Origin of the sequence: uncultured Rothia sp. (assembly GCF_963555405.1) — a bacterium.
Lineage (GTDB): Bacteria > Actinomycetota > Actinomycetes > Actinomycetales > Micrococcaceae > Rothia.
The window spans coordinates 332,397-350,293 of the sequence record NZ_CAUVVO010000002.1; the positions used below are offsets into that span (position 1 = coordinate 332,397).

The 17,897-nt window shown below is 59.1% G+C and carries 17 protein-coding genes and 1 tRNA gene; all 18 read right to left on the reverse strand.

What is annotated here, in order from left to right:
• Positions 1–48: 48 nt before the first annotated feature.
• Positions 49–801 (reverse strand): preprotein translocase subunit SecD, encoded by a 753-nt coding sequence (locus RWL87_RS02790; protein ID WP_313968822.1) that lies wholly within the window; start codon positions 799–801, stop codon positions 49–51.
• A gap of 283 nt (positions 802–1,084) precedes the next feature.
• Complete coding sequence (locus RWL87_RS02795) at positions 1,085–1,786, reverse strand: transcriptional regulator (protein ID WP_313968823.1); 702 nt, start codon at positions 1,784–1,786, stop codon at positions 1,085–1,087.
• 287 nt (positions 1,787–2,073) lie between these two features.
• On the reverse strand, positions 2,074–2,796 hold the full coding sequence (locus tag RWL87_RS02800) for a hypothetical protein (RefSeq protein ID WP_313968824.1): 723 nt from the start codon (positions 2,794–2,796) through the stop codon (positions 2,074–2,076).
• A 214-nt stretch (positions 2,797–3,010) separates the two neighbouring features.
• The gene (locus RWL87_RS02805; RefSeq protein ID WP_313968825.1) at positions 3,011–3,874 is read right to left on the reverse strand and encodes a hypothetical protein; all 864 of its coding nucleotides are present in this window, start codon (positions 3,872–3,874) and stop codon (positions 3,011–3,013) included.
• A 539-nt stretch (positions 3,875–4,413) separates the two neighbouring features.
• Positions 4,414–4,701 carry an HU family DNA-binding protein gene (locus tag RWL87_RS02810; RefSeq protein ID WP_005506733.1) on the reverse strand — a complete coding sequence of 96 codons (288 nt, stop codon included), beginning with the start codon at positions 4,699–4,701 and terminating at the stop codon, positions 4,414–4,416.
• Between the two features lie 92 nt (positions 4,702–4,793).
• The gene (gene rpsN / locus RWL87_RS02815; protein WP_005506731.1) at positions 4,794–5,099 is read right to left on the reverse strand and encodes a 30S ribosomal protein S14; all 306 of its coding nucleotides are present in this window, start codon (positions 5,097–5,099) and stop codon (positions 4,794–4,796) included.
• Between the two features lie 2 nt (positions 5,100–5,101).
• On the reverse strand, positions 5,102–5,272 hold the full coding sequence (gene rpmG / locus RWL87_RS02820; protein WP_004005967.1) for a 50S ribosomal protein L33: 171 nt from the start codon (positions 5,270–5,272) through the stop codon (positions 5,102–5,104).
• A 3-nt stretch (positions 5,273–5,275) separates the two neighbouring features.
• Positions 5,276–5,512 (reverse strand): 50S ribosomal protein L28, encoded by a 237-nt coding sequence (gene rpmB, locus RWL87_RS02825; protein WP_004005966.1) that lies wholly within the window; start codon positions 5,510–5,512, stop codon positions 5,276–5,278.
• Between the two features lie 823 nt (positions 5,513–6,335).
• The gene (locus tag RWL87_RS02830; RefSeq protein WP_313968826.1) at positions 6,336–7,148 is read right to left on the reverse strand and encodes an SGNH/GDSL hydrolase family protein; all 813 of its coding nucleotides are present in this window, start codon (positions 7,146–7,148) and stop codon (positions 6,336–6,338) included.
• 85 nt (positions 7,149–7,233) lie between these two features.
• Entirely contained in the window at positions 7,234–8,454 is a 1,221-nt protein-coding gene (locus RWL87_RS02835; RefSeq protein WP_313968827.1) for a siderophore-interacting protein, read from the reverse strand.
• Positions 8,455–8,456: 2 nt separating this feature from the next.
• On the reverse strand, positions 8,457–9,275 hold the full coding sequence (locus RWL87_RS02840) for an ABC transporter ATP-binding protein (RefSeq protein WP_313968828.1): 819 nt from the start codon (positions 9,273–9,275) through the stop codon (positions 8,457–8,459).
• Positions 9,275–10,327, reverse strand: coding sequence for an iron ABC transporter permease (locus RWL87_RS02845; protein ID WP_313968829.1), 1,053 nt, complete (start codon positions 10,325–10,327; stop codon positions 9,275–9,277). Before RWL87_RS02845 ends, RWL87_RS02840 begins: the two co-directional genes overlap by 1 nt.
• Positions 10,324–11,271 carry an iron ABC transporter permease gene (locus RWL87_RS02850; protein ID WP_313968830.1) on the reverse strand — a complete coding sequence of 316 codons (948 nt, stop codon included), beginning with the start codon at positions 11,269–11,271 and terminating at the stop codon, positions 10,324–10,326. Before RWL87_RS02850 ends, RWL87_RS02845 begins: the two co-directional genes overlap by 4 nt.
• Positions 11,272–11,365: 94 nt before the next feature.
• Positions 11,366–12,433, reverse strand: coding sequence for an ABC transporter substrate-binding protein (locus RWL87_RS02855; RefSeq protein WP_313968831.1), 1,068 nt, complete (start codon positions 12,431–12,433; stop codon positions 11,366–11,368).
• Positions 12,434–12,806: 373 nt separating this feature from the next.
• Positions 12,807–15,005, reverse strand: coding sequence for an acyltransferase family protein (locus RWL87_RS02860; RefSeq protein ID WP_313968832.1), 2,199 nt, complete (start codon positions 15,003–15,005; stop codon positions 12,807–12,809).
• A gap of 127 nt (positions 15,006–15,132) precedes the next feature.
• Positions 15,133–15,206 (reverse strand) — tRNA-Thr (locus RWL87_RS02865).
• A 298-nt stretch (positions 15,207–15,504) separates the two neighbouring features.
• On the reverse strand, positions 15,505–16,383 hold the full coding sequence (locus tag RWL87_RS02870) for a thioredoxin domain-containing protein (RefSeq protein ID WP_313968833.1): 879 nt from the start codon (positions 16,381–16,383) through the stop codon (positions 15,505–15,507).
• A 426-nt stretch (positions 16,384–16,809) separates the two neighbouring features.
• Positions 16,810–17,553: a DUF6891 domain-containing protein gene (locus RWL87_RS02875; protein ID WP_313968834.1), complete on the reverse strand. Its 744-nt coding sequence runs from the start codon at positions 17,551–17,553 to the stop codon at positions 16,810–16,812.
• Positions 17,554–17,897 lie beyond the last annotated feature (344 nt).

Here is a 17,897-nt window from a genome sequence, read left to right on the forward strand (position 1 = left end):
TTCTGGCGGGCTGTTCTGGCTGTTCTACCCGGGGGCAGGAGCTAGTTTTTACTTGGCGCCTGCAACCTCGGAGAGGTCACCAATCTTGGTGGGCTTGACCGGGGTCTTAGCGGTGCCGCTGAAGCCGTCGATGCGGCCGGGTGCCTTCGGGGTTTCGATGGTGGAGACATCGGTCGCCTTCTCGAAGGTCTTGGTGTTCAGCACGGATGCGGTGCCGTCTGCATTGACGACGGTGTAGAGGTTGTCCTTGGGGTTGGTCTTAATCCAGGAGCCGTCCTCTTTCACGACGATGGTTGTACCGTTGGAGTCCATGCTGGTCCACACACCGTTATTCTGGATGGTGACAATAGCACCGTCCTTGGATTCGAAGGCAGCGAGTTTATCGCTGTAGTAGACGGTGCCGTCGCTGGTCTGTGCCTTCTTCACACCGGCCTCGTTCTTGAACTCGTCCAGGGCTTTCTTGCTGGCGGTGTAGCCTGCGGAGGCTCCCTGCTGGGCGGCTTCCTGACCCTTCTTGAGTGCTTCGGTTGCTTCGCTGGGCAGGCCGCTAGGTGCGCTGATGGTGCCCTGGGTGGTCTTGGTTTCTGCCTTGGTGGTTTCAGCTGCTGCGGAGGTGGTGCTTGCGCTGGTTGCTGCTGCGGAGGTGCTTGCGGGTGCCGAGGCGGTTGCGGAGGCGGTTGCAGAAGCGGATGCGCTTGCCGATGCGGTGGAGTTGGAGTTGCTGCCGCTGTTGCCGCCGCAGGCTGCAAGGCCGAGGGCACCGGCAATGGTCAGGGACAGAACAGCAATGGACTTCTTCACTGTAGTTTCTCTTTCTGTATGCGCCGCTCTGCGACGGCGCAGTGCGTGGTGTGGTTGACCTGTACTCCAGTGTGCCCAGAGTACGCCTTCATGCTAGCACCGTGACCTGAAAGCTCCCTGAGATGTTGCAGAGCTTCCCCTCCCCCGCTACTTTCACGGCTCTTCTCAGCTCTACTGGTCTTCTCAGCGCAGCTTGAAGACACAAAGCGCCCCGCACGCATCACGTTTGGATGCGCACGGGGCGAACGGGTCTAGCTAGTCGCCAGCTATGTAGTGGATACGTTTAGTTCGTAGCCAGGCTGGTCGGCTTAACGGGATTCTTCGGGGCAGGCAGGTCTCCCACCGGAGCCGGGGGCTTGGGCAGCTCCAGGGACTGGTAGTCGCCCGAAACCTCCGAGGTCTTAACGTTCATAATGGAAGCCGCGCCGTTCTCATCAACGCTAATTACTTCACCGTTAGGCTTGACGGCAACCCAGCCGCCCTTATCAGTCACGGCGGCAACCTCACCTTCAGGGGTCACACGTACCCAACTGCCGTCTTTCTCAATGCTGATGTAGTTACCGTTCTTAGCTTCGACAACAGCGATGCTTCCGTCAGAGGCAGTGTACACGTTACCTTCAGTGTTCGTAGTCTTCTTGGCGGAGCGGTCTTTCTTAGCTTCTTCGACGGCTTCCTTGTAATGCGCATATAGCTGCGGACCGTAGTTGCTATCGGTGGGGTCCGTAGGCATGGCGGAAGCACCCGACAGTCCGCTCTTCTGGCTTTCGGATTCCTTAGCGGAGGCGCTCGAGCTACCTGCGGTTGCGGAAGCGGTAGCCGATGCGCTCGCCGAGGCAGACGCGCTGGAGGAGGTGCTCTGGCTACCTGCGGTTACAGAAGCAGACGCGCTAGAGGAGGCACTCGAGCTTTCCGCGGGTGCCTTGGCGTTGGAGCTGCAGGCGGCAAGACCGAAGGTTGCGACGAGGCTCAGGGACAGAACAGCCATAGTTTTCTTCACTGTGTTCTCTTTTCTGGTAGATCCCCGTGCTATGCCGGGGAGACCTATAGTGTGGTTGTTCGTTGAGTGAGAGTTGAGTGAGAGCTAGATTCTGAGCGCCTCCCTAATCCTAACAACAGTTATGCGAAGCTTCCTATTTTCCGTAGGAGTTCAGCGCAGCTTGAAGACACAGAAACGCCCCGTGCACATCACGTTCGGATGCGCACGGGGCGTCTTCTAGCTCACGGGCTGTTACGCTCTGGTAGCGTCACAAGCCGCTGTTAGCTCTTTGCAGCTTACTTGGGCTGTGCGGGCTTGACGGGGTTGACCTTAGCCTGTGCGGGCTTTGCGGGAACCTTCGGAGCCTTCAGGTCTGCCTTCTCGCCGCCAACGATGGAGATTACTTCACCGGATGCGTCAACGGTTGCCTGCAGGCCGCTGTTAGACTGGATGGTCCAGGAGCCGTCAGCCTTAACTGCGACCTGGCCGTTTGCGTCCTGGCGGCTCCAGGAGCCGTCAGCCTGTACAGCGATCTGACCTTCGTCACCCTGAACGGCCCAGCCGCCGTCCTCGGAAACAATAACGTCGCCCTCAACGGCGGAGGAGGAGTTGCCCTCGGAGTCCTTGGACTCAGCCTTGGTGCCCTTCTCGTCGGACTCTACCTTGGAGGAGTTACCCTCGGAGTCCTTAGCGTTGACGGAAGCCTTACCGTCTGCGCCGACCTTCACGTCTGCGGAGTTGCCCTCGCCGTCGTTAGCCTTGACGGTGACGTTGCCGTCCTTGTCGACCTTCACGTCTGCAGTAGCGGAAGCAGATGCAGCCGAGGTGGTTGCAGCTGCAGAGGATGCCTTAGCCGATGCGCTTGCGGAAGCAGTCGCAGAAGCAGATGCGGATGCGGTTGCAGTCGCGGTGGTGGTGGTGGAAGAGGACTGGGAGCCACATGCGCTCAGGCCCAGTGCGCCTGCGAAAGCGATGGACAGAACCGCGGTGGTCTTCTTCATTGCGGGGGCGAATGCCATTGTTTCTCCTTGTGGTTGTTGAGTATGGTGCGGCTAGTTGGCGACGTATTCGCGTCGTGCGCGGGATCCTTTGGGGTTCCCATAACGATTATCGGTTTAACCAACCGCGTTAATTCTATCGAGTTTGGGTCTGTTTATCCGGGCGCGTGGGTGTTTATCCGCATTCTAGCGGGTGGCATAGCCCACGTTTCTGCCCGGTCTGCCGGCCGTTTGCTTAGCGGCGGGGAGTGACGGGCTTGACGGGGTTAGCGACAGCGCCAGCGGGCTTGACGGGTACGGCAGGTACCTGGAAGGCGCCCTGGCCGGTCTGTTCCCAGGAGCCGTCAGCCTTCACTTCGACAACGCCGGGAGCTCCGACGAGTTCCCAGGAGCCGTCTGCCTTAACCTCTACGTTGCCGCTCGGACCAACACGCTCCCAGGAGCCGTCAGCGTCTACCTCAATGATGTCGCCGTTGGGGGCGTGGTAGGACCAGCCGCCGTCGGTCTTGATTTCGATGAGGGTGTAGCCGTTGGCTGCGCTGACAGTTCCGCTGTCGACGGTCACGGTGCCGTTACCGGTACCGTTGGCGCCACTCTTGGCGGAGGTTTCGCCGGCCTTCTCGTCGACCTTTGCGGAGGATCCGGAGTTGCTGGAGCCGGAGTTGTTCGATGCCGAGCCGCCGTTGACGGTTGCGTTGCCGCTAGCGTCTGCGGTGACGCCGGTACCGTTCGCGCCGTTGACGGTGATGCTACCGTCTGCGCCAGCGGTGACGCCGGTGCCATCAGCACCGCTGACGGTCACGCCGCCTTCGGTGACGGTGACGGTGCCCTGCGAGCTGCTTGCGGTTGCGCTCGGGGAGGCTGCGTCGCTTGCCTTGACGGTGACCTTGCCGTTGCCCGCGTTGACTGCTGCGTCGGCGGTGGAGGTTGCCTTAGCGGTCGCGGTTGCGGTGGGTGCGGGGGTGGAGGCGGAGGTGTTCTGTGCACCGCAGGCGCTCAGTCCGAGTGCTGCGATTGCTGCCAGAGACAGTGCTGCCGCGCCGGTGCGGAAGCGACGGTTGGTGGCCTGTTCGGAAGTATGCTGAGCGGGGCGTGCCATGAGGTGGTTCTCCTTGTGCATCCCGGAGGGTCAATCGTCCGGGGTTTGTATGGTTGATTTTCCGGTTGGGGTGGGGCCGCCGTGTATGGTGTGTGGCTTTTCCTTCGCCGGTGATTCCAGCTTAGGGTGTGAGTCTAAGATTGAGCTTTAGTTTGCTGTGTTTAAGCTGTGTTCGATCAGCGATGTATAAGTATTTTTCCCAGCGGGGTTTGATAATCGCGATTTTTCGCTCAGCTCATGCATAGCTTTCTGCTCAAATGTATAAATTTTCTTTATTTTTTCTGTAGCCCATCAGAGCTTCCCCTGTGAAACCGAGCTACTTTCTGTGTCTTATGCTCGAGTTAAGGGTTAGGGTCTTGAAGGCCCACCTTGTGCACGCTCCCCGCCGCGCGTGCCCTCCCAGCCCTCCGGCCACGCACCCTCCAACCGGGCGGCCTCCCCCAGCAACCCATACCCCTATCAGCAAGAGAGCATCTGGGCATACTAAAAGACCCCCACCATATTGGTGGGGGTCTTTAGCAGATTCAAAGTCTCAAGAATTACTTCTTCTTAGCGACTGCTGCCTTCAGCTTGGAGCCTGCGGTCAGCTTCACGCCGTGACCGGCGGGAATCTGGATGGTTTCGCCGGTCTGCGGGTTACGGCCGGTACGAGCTGCACGGTCGGTGCGCTCGATTGCCATCCAACCGGGGATGGTGATCTTCTCGCCCTTGGAGACGGAAGACTCGAAAACCTGGAACACTGCGTCGAGGACTGCGTTTACGGTTGCCTGGCTCTTGCCAGACTTCTCTGCAACCTCTGCAACGAGTTCGGTACGGTTCTTAGCCATTAGGGTGCCCCTTCCAGAGACTTAAGGTTTGAGTCTAAAGCGAGTGACCGTCGGTGACGACGGAAAACCGTTTAGGAACTAAAATACCAGATTTACCAGCTGGACTTGGTGATACCGGGCAGCTCGCCGCGGTGTGCCATCTCGCGGAAGCGCACGCGGGAGATACCGAACTTCTGGAAGGTACCGCGGGGGCGGCCGTCGATCTGGTCGCGGTTACGCACGCGAACGGGGGAAGCGTTGCGGGGCAGCTTCTGCAGTGCCACGCGTGCTGCTTCGCGCTCCTCGGGGGTAGCGTTCTCGTCGATCAGGGTCTTCTTCAGCGCGATACGCTTCTCGTTGTAGCGAGCGACGATGACCTTGCGCTGCTCGTTGCGAGCGATCTTGGACTTCTTAGCCATTCTTAGCGCTCCTCTCGGAAGTCAACGTGCTTGCGGACGACGGGGTCGTACTTCTTCAGCACCATGCGGTCGGGGTTGTTGCGGCGGTTCTTACGGGTCACGTAGGTGTAACCGGTGCCAGCAGTGGACTTGAGCTTGATGATAGGACGGAGGTCCTTAGCCTTGGATGCCATTTACTAGATCTTCTCCCCGCGTGCGATGATTTCTGCAACAACGGCATCGATGCCACGAGCATCGATAACCTTGATGCCCTTAGCGGACACGTTCAGGGTTACCTTACGACGCAGCGAAGGAACCCAATAGGTCTTCTTCTGAACGTTCGGGTCGAATCGACGCTTGTTGCGGCGATGCGAGTGCGAAATGCTGTGTCCAAAGCCGGGAACAGCTCCGGTCACCTGGCAGACTGCTGCCATGTTTCACTCCTTTATTGATTGACTTTTATGACGGTACGCAGTCGATGTTACTCGTGAGCGTCCCGCCACCAATGTAGAAGCACCGGGTTATTCGCCGGGCTAGAGTGTTTGAGATCGTCACGTGGGTGAGAGACCACGCATCGATCCCCGCCGCGGGAAAAACGGTGAAGCTTATTAGTGTCGAGAGGCGTTTCCACCACTACGAACAGCGTTAAATTCTAGGTAAATACGGGGGTTCGTGCAAGCCTGCACGCCGGATTTTGCCTTAAAAATCCGCGGAATCTCGGTGTTCTGAGCCGATTGCGCCTCATTTAAGCGAGGCACGCGATTCACGGATGCACGCCTGCCGCCGGGCGGCAAACATACCTACCCATTCTACCAAAAATGGGTGTTTTTGCAAGTCCAGATGTTTTTAAGGGATTCTTTAACGCCCCTAGTCAGGCGTTAATCCGCGATTTTAAGAACGGGCGTTCTCTATGTGACCGGGGATAAATTACACCGGTGAAATTCATGTTGTGAGATTAACAGCTTAAGCCGGATTTAAGCCGAAAACAGCCCCGCGCCACCGTTTCTGACGGTGTGCACAGGACTGTTAAACAGGCTTAAACACGCGTTTAAAGAGCTTTTAACTCTCGTTTTAACGCTTCCGCCCCGGTTTTAAAGGGCAGTTTATGGGGTCGCAACGGTACAGGTAGCGGCGGTTTTACCACCCCCGTTACGGCGTAGATGCGAGCGCAAATACGGTACAGATACCGCGCAGGGCACTCCCCCGGCGTACAGGTCTACGCCGTATCGTGAGCCACCGCGGCCCTAGTTCTTCAGCCTAGTTCTTCAGGTTTGCCGCGGGCACCCACTCCGGGTACTTAGGGGTCACGCCGTCACCGGAGCTCGTGCCCTTCAGGCGGCGGCCAATCCACGGCAGGGCAAACTCGCGGACCCAGCGCGCCTCCTGCTCGATCTTCTCACGAGCGGTCAGCTGCACCTCCGGCGGCAGTACCGATTCAGTCACCACGCCGGGCAGGCCGAGCTGCGCCAGCACGCGGGATGCGAAGCGTTCGTGGCCGAGATCGTTCATGTGCAGGCGGTCGTCAGCCCACAGACGCCAGTCAAGGAAGTCATTCCAGCGCCAGTAGTCAATAATGTGCACGCCGTGGTCTTCGGCGATGCCGCGCAGTAGTTCGTTGTAGGTGGCGGTGCGGCCGCGGGTGCGGGCGAAGGGGCCCTGGCCCTGCACGTCCAGACCGGTTACGGTAAGCACTTCGATTCCTTCGCCGCGCAGGGTTGCGAAGGCTTCGTCCACGTGGGTCATGAGCTGGTCGATATTCACGTTGGGGCGCATGATGTCGTTGCCGCCGCCGTAGAAGGTGACGAGGTTGGGCTTCAGCTCCAGGGCAGCCGGCAGCTGCTCTTCGAGGATCGGGATGAGCAGGCGTCCGCGGATGGCGAGGTTTGCGTACTGCGCCTGCGGGTCTACTGCGCCGATACCTTCGGCAACGCGGTCTGCCCAGCCACGCAGTCCGTTGGGGCGGCGGCGGTCAACGTCGCCCACGCCTTCGGTGAAGGAGTCACCGATTGCCACGTAGCGTACTGATTCACCGTTGAGCTTACCGTTAGAGTCTAGGAGCGGGGTCGTCATTGTTTTCTTCTTTCCGGGCGTCTGTAGAGTTTGGTCCTTCTATGGATGAAGCCGGTACACCCGCGCGGTGTACCGGCTTCGTCGCTTAGCTTTCGGTGCGTCCTGTTTTCCAGTATCCCATGAATGACACATCATTTTTGGGAATGGACGCCTCCTGCACGCAGATACGGCGCAGAGTCTTGACAACCGATGCCTCACCCGCGATAAACACGTAAATCTGCGGGTTCTCATCATCTGCCAGGGTCCAGACAACCTCGGTTTCGTCGTCACAATCTGGGGAAGGCTCAGCAGCTACAGGGGCACCTTTAGAATTCCACGCGCCCAAACCCAGAGCCTTACGCAGACCAGCGGTCAGGGCTTCGCCTCGGGGCGCATCTTCGCGAGCACACCAGTTAACGGTGAGGTTCGGTAACTCACTCAGTGCAGGCAAGTGCGGATAGGGACCGTCCCAGAGCGTGGTTAGGCTGTCGGTTGCGTGAGGCACCTCTGCGATGAGCTGGATTTCGGCAGGCTTCTGATCCCCGGCAGCATAGTCCGCAAGGATAGAGAGCGCGGCGGGTACCGCGGTTTCATCCACCGCGAGGATGATGCGCTCGGCGCCACCACTCGACCAGGAGGCCCACAGGGGTTGACCGGCCAGGGGCGCGAGGATAGAGACTCTATCCCCCCTCCCAGCAAGGCTTGCCCAGGTAGCACCGGGGCCCATGCGTTCAACCCCGTCGGAACTTACCTCAGTGTGGCACACAAAGTCGAGGTCAATTTCGGGCAGCGCGGAGTCGATACCCGGCGCGGTCGGCAGGCTCACCCCGGCAGGGATGACGGGCGCGGTCGGCAGGGTCTCGATAACCTTGTGCAGAGCAGCATCAGGCTCACGCAGGCGTGAGGCGCGCAGAGTGTAGGTGCGCATCCAGCCGCGTTCGGTATCGGGCAAGGCGAACCAGTCCTGCCGCCATGTGTCGGTGAGGTCGATGTGCACCGGCGCAGGGTTTAGGCGCGTGATACGTCCATGCTCATCACGTTCAGCGGCAGGCGGTACGAGCAACTTAACGTAGCCGTCCAAGACGCCGCGGTAGGAACCGAGTTCGCCCTCACTCCTGGTAGTATCCTGTTCCCCCACCGCATGTGTGTCGGCATTTAGCCCACCCAACGCGACCGGGTTCACGGCGTAGCGTAGGGAGGGACCGGTCAGGCTGACCCGCACGTAGGAAGGGGTCAGCCGCTCCACACGGCTCACAGCCAGGGTGAAGATGCCATAGGCGTTATCACCATGTGTGCGCACACGGCGTCGTTTATTCTGCATAACCATAGTTAGGCGTTTTTCTGTCCGATAGCTGAGCGAGGATGCGGAACAACCACGACGCTTCCGTCATTGAACGGGTCTGCAACTTCGGCTTTCAGCCCGAAGATGGTGTGCAGGTTCTCGCGGGTGAGTACGTCGTGTGCTTCGCCTTGGGCGACGATGGAGCCGTCCTTCATCGCGACGAGGTAGTCGGCGACTCGGGCGGCGAGGTTTAGTTCATGCAGCACCATGATCATGGTGGTGCCACGCTGTTCATTGAGTTCCGAGAGCAGGTCGAGTAGCTCCACCTGGTGTGCCAGGTCGAGGTACGTGGTCGGTTCGTCCAGCAGTAGAATGTCGGTTTCTTGGGCGAGCGCCATGGCAATCCAGACACGCTGACGCTGGCCGCCGGAGAGCTCGGTGACCTGGCGTTCTGCAAGGGACATGGTATCGGTGGCTTCGAGAGCCCAAGCAACCGCCTCGTCGTCTTCGGCGCTATTGCGTTTGAAGAGGCCCTGGTAGGGGTAGCGGCCGCGCGAGACGAGGTCGGCTACGGTGATGCCTTCAGGGGCGATGGGGTGCTGGGGCATCAGCCCGACCATCCGGGCGAAGCCCTTCATGGAGTACTCGTGAGTGGATTTTCCATCCAAGGTGAAGTCACCGCTGAGAGGCTTGAGCAGCCGGGAGACACCGCGTAGCAGGGTGGACTTGCCGCAACCGTTCGGGCCAATAATCGCGGTGATTTTGCCCTTCGGAAATTCGAGGGAGAGGTCTTTGACGATGGTGGTTTCACCGTAGCCGAGGCTGACGTTCTCTACTTTGAGGGTGCGTTCGGTGATTTCTTTCATTATTTTCCTTCCTTTTGATTCTGCACAAGCAGCCAGATGAGCACCGGTGCGCCCATAGCGCCGGTCAGGATACCTACGGGGAATGAGATGGACGGGAAAAGGTTCGCCGCCACGAAGTCGGCAAGCACCACGATGGTTGCGCCCACTAGAGATGCTCCCAGGATCGTGTGGCGGCCGCCAATGATACGACGGGCAATAGGTCCCGCGACGAACGCGACGAAGGCAATGGGCCCCGTAGCCGCAGTGGCAACAGCGGCCAGGAGTACGCCCAGGCCGATGTAGTACCAGCGGATGAAACCCACCGGCACACCCAGACCGTGCGCCAGGTCATCACCCACGGCTGAGGTCTTCAGGTGGTTGATACCCCAGAGAACGAAGGGCAGAAGCACCAGCAGAGCTGCGAACAGAATACCGATGCGATCCCAGTTGGCGATGCTGAGGGAGCCGACCATCCAGACGGTCGCACTACTAGCCTGGCCGATGGACATGCGTTCGAGCAGGTAGGTGACGGCCGCGTTGCATAGCGCAGCCACGCCAATGCCCATCAGGATGAAGCGGTTCCCCACATTGCCTTGTCCCGAGGCCAGAAGCATCGTGACGACCGCAGCGGCAAGGGCGAAGACGATTGCGAAGAGCGAGACGCTGAATCCCGAAGCACCCCAATAGACCATGGAGAGTACCGCGCCGAGGGAAGCGCCGTTGCTAATGCCGATAATATCTGGGCTAGCTAGCGGATTGCGCAGTAGCAGCTGGAAGATAGCACCCGCGCATCCGAATGCGATGCCAGCGAGAGCGCCGAGGACTGCACGGGGAAGTTTGTCCTCCATTACGATAAACCTGGCGCCTCGTACGGGTACTTCACCACCGGTGACCAAGGTCAGAAAGTCGGGAATGGTGACGGTGTAGCTACCCAGCAAGACGCGTACAGCCATGGCAGCCAGGAGCGCGAGTGCCAACCCGGATAGTCCGAGAATGGGGCGGCGCATTTCGCGGCGACGGATACCGCGCAGCTCAGCAACTCTGTCACTAGCTTTACGATGCGGGCTCATCATGAGAGGCTCGCCCCCTTAGACTGTCGAATCAGGTAGATGAAGACAGGCACACCGACAACGATGGTGCTCACGCCTACCTGAATTTCCTGGGGCGGCATGAGCACACGGCCGAGCGTGTCGGCGAGCAGCAGGATGACAGCGCCGAAGAGTGCAGAGGCTGGCAGGAGTAGCCGGTAGTCCGCGCTGATGAAGGAACGCATAGCGTGCGGGGCCATGAGGCCAAGGAACGCGATGGGGCCCGCGAGCGCAACGGCGGCGCCGACGAGTAGGGTTATACCGATAAAGAGAATGAACCTTCTTCTATTGACGTTTTCGCCAAGGGACGCAGCCATGTCGTCGCCAAGGGCGAGGTTGTTGATGGTTCGGCTTCCCGTAAACAGGATGAGCGCGCCAACAAGCAACAAAATCCCCGAGGGGAAGAGGTTCTCCAGATCTTTACCTGCGATGGATCCTACCTGCCAGCGGCGCAGATCATCCAGGGCGTTCTGGCGCGTCAGAATCAGAGCGCTGGTGAGCGATCCGAGCCCGGCGCTGAGGGCCGCACCCATGAGCGCCAGTTTGACGGGGGTCGCGCCGTCCTTGCCGATGGAGGCGAAGGCGTATACCAGAGCGGAGGCCGCGGCGGCGCCTACGAATGCGAGCACGGAATACTCGGTTGTACTCTTCACTCCGAGGAAGGTGATACCGGTGACCACGGCGAAGGCAGCGCCGGAGTTCACCCCGAGGATTCCGGGGTCGCCGAGCGGGTTTCGGGTAATACCCTGCATTCCGGCTCCGGCGAGGCCAAGGGTTGTACCGATGATGAGGCCCCAGAGTGTTCTGGTGATACGCGCGTCAATAACGGCGCCTTCGATACCTTCCGGGCGGTGACCGGTCAGAGTGTTGAGCACGGTGGCAGGGTCGATAAATCGAGTGCCAACGAGCAACGATAGCACGGCGGTCATGCAGGTGAGGGCAAGGAGGAGACACAGACGGGGCAGGCGCCGTGTGCTGTGCGCACCGCGGGCCTGCCCGTGTCCCGAGTGGGGATGACTCACGTTACTTGGAGCCCTTACCGTTCTTGATAGCGGTGGAGAACTTCTCCAGAATGGAGGAATTCTTCACGGCCCAAGTCAGCGACAGCGGGGAAGCAGCCGAGAGGGCCAGACCAAGGTGCTTATCGGATTCGAAGATAGCGGCGTTCTTCTTCAGAGCAGGGAGAGCGGCGAATAGCGGATCTGACTTGATCTTCTCCACGTCAGCGGGGTCGTTGACCCAAGCCCAGAGTACGTCGCATTCAACCTGGTCGAGCACTTCGGAAGAGATGGAGAGGAAGACGCTCTGCGCATCCTTGGAGTGTTCAGTGACATAGGGTGCTTCAACCATGCCCCAGTCGGTAAAGGTCTGGGGGCGGGAGTCCTTGGCGGTGTATGCGCCGAGGGTTTTCTTCTCGACGTCGAAGTAGCCCGCGATGAAGCTTGCACCAGCGAGGTTGCTGTACTTGGAGGTTGCTTCCTTCAGCTGTTTGGTGGTCTCGTCAATGAGCTTGGTAGCGGCGGAGGGGGCACCAAGCATCTTGCCTGCCTGCTCAACGACTTGTTGCCAGGATACTTCGAACATGCCTACACCCTTGGGGGCGGTCACGACGGGTGCAATGTCGGAGAGCTTCTTGTAGATTTCGGCGCTCATGTTGCCGTAGGGTGCGAAGATAACATCCGGAGCGAGCTTGGCGAGTTCCTGATAGGCGGGGCCGTCAGCTTCGGCGTAACGGGTGATGTCGTTCAGGCTCTTGCCCATTTCCTTGAGTTTGGCGTCAAACCAGTCGGTGGAGTCGTTGGAGTTCTGACCCCAGCTGACCTTGGGGATACCTGCGGGCACCACGCCAAGGGCGAGCAGCGCGTCGGCGTTCTTCCAAGCGTTAACCACGGCAATCTTGGTGGGGGCCTGCTTGAGGACGGTATCACCGTAGTCGCTGGTAATCGTGATGGGGAATGCGCCCGCTTCGGCGCTCGCGGTGGTGGTTGAGCCCGAGGTACTGGAGCCGTTGCCGGTAGAGCATGCGGCGAGCAGGCCGGCCAGTGCGGTAAAGGATGCGCCCTTGAGGAAGGTGCCTCGCGAGATAGTCATGGTTCTCCTTGCTGGAGCAAGAGGCAGCCCGATGGGCCGGTTATTGCGAATCCCGCGGATGCAGGGCCTCAGTCCGGAAGAGGTCATCGTGTGCTGTCGTGCTCTGTCTGCGATGTTGATGGTAACGCAAGGTATCTAGTTAGATATACCTAAGCTTATTCTAAGTTAGCCTACCCTGAGTTCATATTCAACCGCATGCCCGTGTACTCGCTTATATGAAACGGCTTGTGTCATGTGCTCAGGCTGCATGTCTTGTTGCTCGATTAGGTTGCCGGTCAGCTTAGGCGGAGTCGAACGCATTAAATACATAGAATCCCCCGAACCGTTCACTGTTCTGTGGAACGATTCGGGGGATTCTATGTATGGGGGAACGTTAGAGGTTCACTTTTCCGTTGACGAGCCAGCCGCCTTCTGCAGCACGCTGGAACACTTCCTGAGCCATGGTGCGTCCGTAGGTCTTGGAGACATGGTTGTCGTCGAAGTAGACGTAGATGTTTCCGACTACGGGGCTACAGGTGCCATCCGGGCAGTACACGTCTGCCAGGTCGACCATGACGGCGCCCTGTCCGCGGTACTTGTCGAAGACTTCCTTTGCGGGGTTTTCGGCAGCGTACTTTTCGCTTGCGGGTCGTGCGCAGGAGCTCTTGTCGGCGCCGGCCTTCTGAGCGCATTCGTAGATGTTGTACTCGAAGCGTGGGTTATCGCGCAGGCCGATGACCTGGATTCCTGCTTCGGTGAGGCGGCGGACCGTCTCGTCGAGGCTCGGGTCGATGCGTTCGTCGTTCGATCGGGCCTGGGCGATGGTCGCGATGAGGACCACGGTCTGCGGCTTACGCTTGAGGATTTCCTCGGTCATCTTGGTGTTGAATTCCGAGCATTCGTTGCTAGCGTTGACGGCGCGGACCGGGTACTGGCAGCCACCGAGCAGGTAGGTCTGCAGGTTGGTCTTGGTCTGCTCGGCGATGGGCTTGAAGATGCTCAGCGCCTGCTCCGCGTGGGAGTTACCGATGACCATGGTCAGCGGCGCGTCCTCGGGGCCGTACTTCTGCACGGTGCAGTACTTGGCGAGTGCCGGGTCGGAGGGTGCGAAGGCGCCGGTGCAGGTGTCGCTCAGGCCTTCGTACTGGGCTTTGACGTCACCACCGGAGGGGATGGGGTTGTCGATGAGCCCCTGCTGGGCTCCGCCGATTGCGCGGGCGCCGGGGTAGTTTTCGTTGCCTTCCTGCACCTTGATTTCGGCGATCTGCTCGGACTGGGCGTTGCGGTAGCCGATCCAGGTCTGTGCAGCGGTCAGGGGCACGCCGGCGACCAGGAAGATAGCGAGGATGAAGGCGAGCTGGTCTGCCCAGGTCTTGACGGAGAAGACGGTCTTGAAGCGCATCTTCATCATGAGCCAGGGTACGAAGGGGTCCTTGCGGTAGCGCAGCGGCTTTTCCACGAAGCGGATGAGCAACCATGCCAGGCCGATGGAGGCAAGGATGATAATGGTGCCTTCAATGACGTTCACGCGGGAGGTACCGACGGCGCTGCTGTAGAGAATGAGGATGGGCCAGTGCACCAGGTACAGGGCGTAGGAGATGTTACCCAGGTTCTGCAGGGGTGCGGAGACCAGCAGTCGGTCGATACCCCAGCGGCTGTTGGTGCGGCCCGCCATGATGACGAGCGCGCCAGAGATTACGGGCCAGAGTGCCAGGTAGCCGGGGAATGCTCGTTCAACAGGCAGGATTGCGCCACAGGTGACCAGGCCGATAATGCCGGCCCAGCCCATGACAACTCGTGCCTTTTCGGGTGCCTTCCACTTGAGGGTGAGCATCGCCAGCAGGGTGCCGATGGCGAACTCCCACAGGCGGGTGCGGGTGTCGAAGTAGGCAAATCCCTGGTTGGTGTCGGTTTCGACGATGGAGAAGGTCAGGGATGCGACAAACACCGTGTTGAAGATGAACACCGCGGTGGTGAAGAGGTTCCCGCGGAATCGGTGTACGAAGTAGGCTACTGCGGCGAAGAGCAGGGGCCAGATGATGAAGATCTGTCCCTGGATGGAGAGCGACCAGAAGTGCTGGAAGGGCGACTTCACGGAGGCGTTTTGGGCGTAGTAGTCCACGGAGCTAAACGCGAGGTTCCAGTTCTGGAAGTAGAACAGGGAGCTGGTCGCGTCCGTTACGGTTTGGGACCAGCGGCTGGGCGCGAGCACGAAGAAGGATGCAATCGTGGTACCCGCAATGACCACCGTGGCTACGGGTAGCAGTCGCTGGAAGACGTGCAGCCAGTAGTTGAAAAGTTTGAGGGGTTTGCCTTCGTTGATCTTGCGCATAAAGGAGAGCGAGAGCAGGAAGGCGGAGATGAAGAGGAAGACGTCCACGCCGCCGGAGACTTTGCCGAACCAGACGTGGTAGAGCACCACGAGGAGCACGGCGAAGGCACGCAGACCCTGAATTTCAGGGCGGAATCCTCGCGATTCGATGAATTCTTCGAGGGGGTAGTCGTTGTTTTCGCGGGCTTTGACGGTGCGCAGCGCCGCGGTACGGGTGCCCTGCGAGGCGGTGGCCTGCGGGGTTCCGGAGGTTTCAGACATACTTGGTTCCTCAGGGCGGGTAGACGATGTGTTGGTGCGGGTCCCTTAGACACTCGAGGACACTCGCTACAATAAAATCCTGATCCGCACCTCTGCTATGAGGCTGGTGCGAACCAGGATTTTTCTGAGCCCCCTACCGGATTCGAACCGGTGACCCTCTGTTTACAAGACAGATGCTCTGGCCAACTGAGCTAAGGAGGCAACTTGTCCAGTGTACCCTATTCTCGTGGTTGAATCTGCTTAGTTGTTCTTTGGCGGTTTGCTTGAGAATGCTTCTGGATTATGCCGGTTTGATGCGTTCGTTTCCTTCGCTTTCTCCCTTCCAATCAGCCCCTCTGTAGGAGGCTCCAGGCACCGCTTCCAGCGCTTCGTCGGTTCCTCCCCCTCACCGTTGCGCTTCTTTATCACCGGCGCGCACCGCTCTTTTCAAAGCTTCGGATACATACAGAAAAACCCGGTAGCCTCACGCGGAGGTTACCGGGTTTTCGTATGGAAGCGGTTACTTCTTCTTAGCTTCGATCTTGCTCTTCAGGAAGGCGCTGAAGTCGTTGCTGGTGTACTGGTCACCATCAACGAAGACGGTGGGGGTACCCTTAATACCGTTCTTTGCGGATTCAGCGTTGACCACGTCCACGAAGGGGCGCCACTTGCCTTCGTTCATATCGGAGCCAATGGAAGCGTGGTACTTCGAGGCGATGTCGGCGATCTGCTGGTTGTTCATGTCGCCGCGGCCCTGGTGAGTAAAGATCTCACGCTGGTAGTTCAGGAAGTCGCTGGTGCTGACCTGGTTTGCCACGGAGTATGCTGCTGCCGCGTTACGTGCGGAGTATGCGGTGGGCGAGGAACGGTCCAGGAAGGTCAGGTTACGGATTTCCAGGGTGATGGTGCCGTCTTCGACGAGCTTCTGGATTTCCTCACCGTACTTCTTCTCAAACTCTGCACAGTGCACGCAGTTGTAGTCCTGGAAGATGGTCACGCGAACGGGCTGGCCGTTCTTGGATGCCTCTTCAGCGGTCTGCACGCCCGGGGGCAGGGTGTTGACGGCTGCTGCGGTTCCGTTGACCATGGGGGTCACGGAGGAGGTCGAGGTTGCGAGCTGCTTGAAGTCGCGGGTCTCCTGGGTAGAGGAGTTCTGGACGATGCCGTCCTTGGTCAGCACAATGCCACCGTATTCGTTGGCGCTGGCGGGCACGGGGCCGCTTTCTGCTACCTTGGTGTTCTTGTTGCCGTTGACTACGACGAAACCGATGATACCTACGATGACGAGGACCACGGCGAGTACGCCGAGCTGGAGCCAGCGGCGGCTTGCCTGGCTGGGGCTCTTCTTGGCCTGCTGGGCCGCAATCTGGCGGGCTTTTTCGCGGGCGTCGGTCGACATGCCTGCTCCTTTGGTTGGGAATATGGGTGGCGGTTCGTCCACTTCTTCTAGCCTACTCCTTATGGAGTACGCACCCATCAGGGCAGAGGTTCAGAGTGCCAGTGCTCGTCTGAGCTGGGTGCCTTCTTATCTCTGCTGGGCATTCTAAAGCTCAGCTTCCTTGTTGCAAGCAACAACCGGAAGCGATGCGGCAGGTGCCGCCCGTGAAGGCTGGTTCTGCTCGCGCTCTGTCGTGGACGTACCGCGCTACCCGTCTAGCCTACCGAATGGGTGCCTTATCGGCTAGTTAATACCCTGGCTGAGATGCTGTGATGTCGATTCTCACGCTCTCAGCTTATTTTCCTCGTAAACTTCTGTAGCATTGGGAGGTGTTCCTCCCCCACTAGGTATGCCGCTAGGCTCCCATCCGGTTCAGCTCACCAGCTGCTAGGGAATGTTGTAGATTTCCACTCCCCCAATAAACGGGCGAGTATCGAAGCTGCCGTTCCACTTCACGCTCAGGCCGTGCTTCTCCAGTACGGGGATAATAGTGTCCTTCATGAGATCCACGGAAAGCTTCTTGTGAAGAGCACTAATCTCTTCCTTCTGCGCATCGCTCAGCGCGTTCCATTCATTTTCGTCCCTGGGGTAGGCGAGGAAGGAGCCGAACCCAACGTAGGTGCCGCCGCTCTCAGCGAGGCTTTCGGTGTCTTGCTGGTGGAAGTAGATGTATCCCTTCCATTCACGGCTATCGTCGATCTCGTCCCAGATTTCTGCGGAGGCGCAGGTACCGCAGCAGGTGAAGTTCTGTCGTGCGATAACTCCTTCTTCTTCGAGCGCTGCGAAGGCACGGTTGAGGTTGGAGTTCTTCTGCATTTCGGGGGTAATGCCCAGCTCAGCGGCGAATGCACGACGACGCTTGATGAGCTCTTCCACGTAGTCCTCTACGCGCTTCTCCCAGAGCTTGCTGTCTTCATTCTCCCCATCGTATTCCAGACCGAGTACGTCCATCACATAATCGGTGATGGTTTCTACGTACTGCTCAGTATCAGATTCCCCCATGAACAGCAGGGGCCAGATAGGCCAGAGCAGCTCGGCTTCATCTTCTTCATCCAGCCCCCATTCTTTGGGGAAGGGCGGGTCGAGGCGTTCTTCGCTCCAGCGCTCGTAGATGCTCTTCTCATCGGCCATGATGATGCTCCTTTGCGTGTTCTCTACTCGTTCGGGTAGAGATGTGGATTGCTCTTGTTGTTAAGGTACCAAGAGTTCCTCTGCTGCGCTCTCTAGTTCGTCATTCAGGCGGATCTGTGAACTCCCCATCTCGTTCCGTTGCAGTAGGCTAGCACGCTGTCTAGCTGGCCCTGCAGCCTTGTTCCTCTGCTTCTCTGCTGAGTCTCTGCCTACCTGCTAGGTTAGGGCTTTCGCTCCAGGAGTTTTTGGCTACACAAAAAGAGGGGAAGACCTATAAGGTCTTCCCCTCTTGAATAAAAAACCCGCGGTGACCTACTCTCCCACACCCACAAAAGTGCAGTACC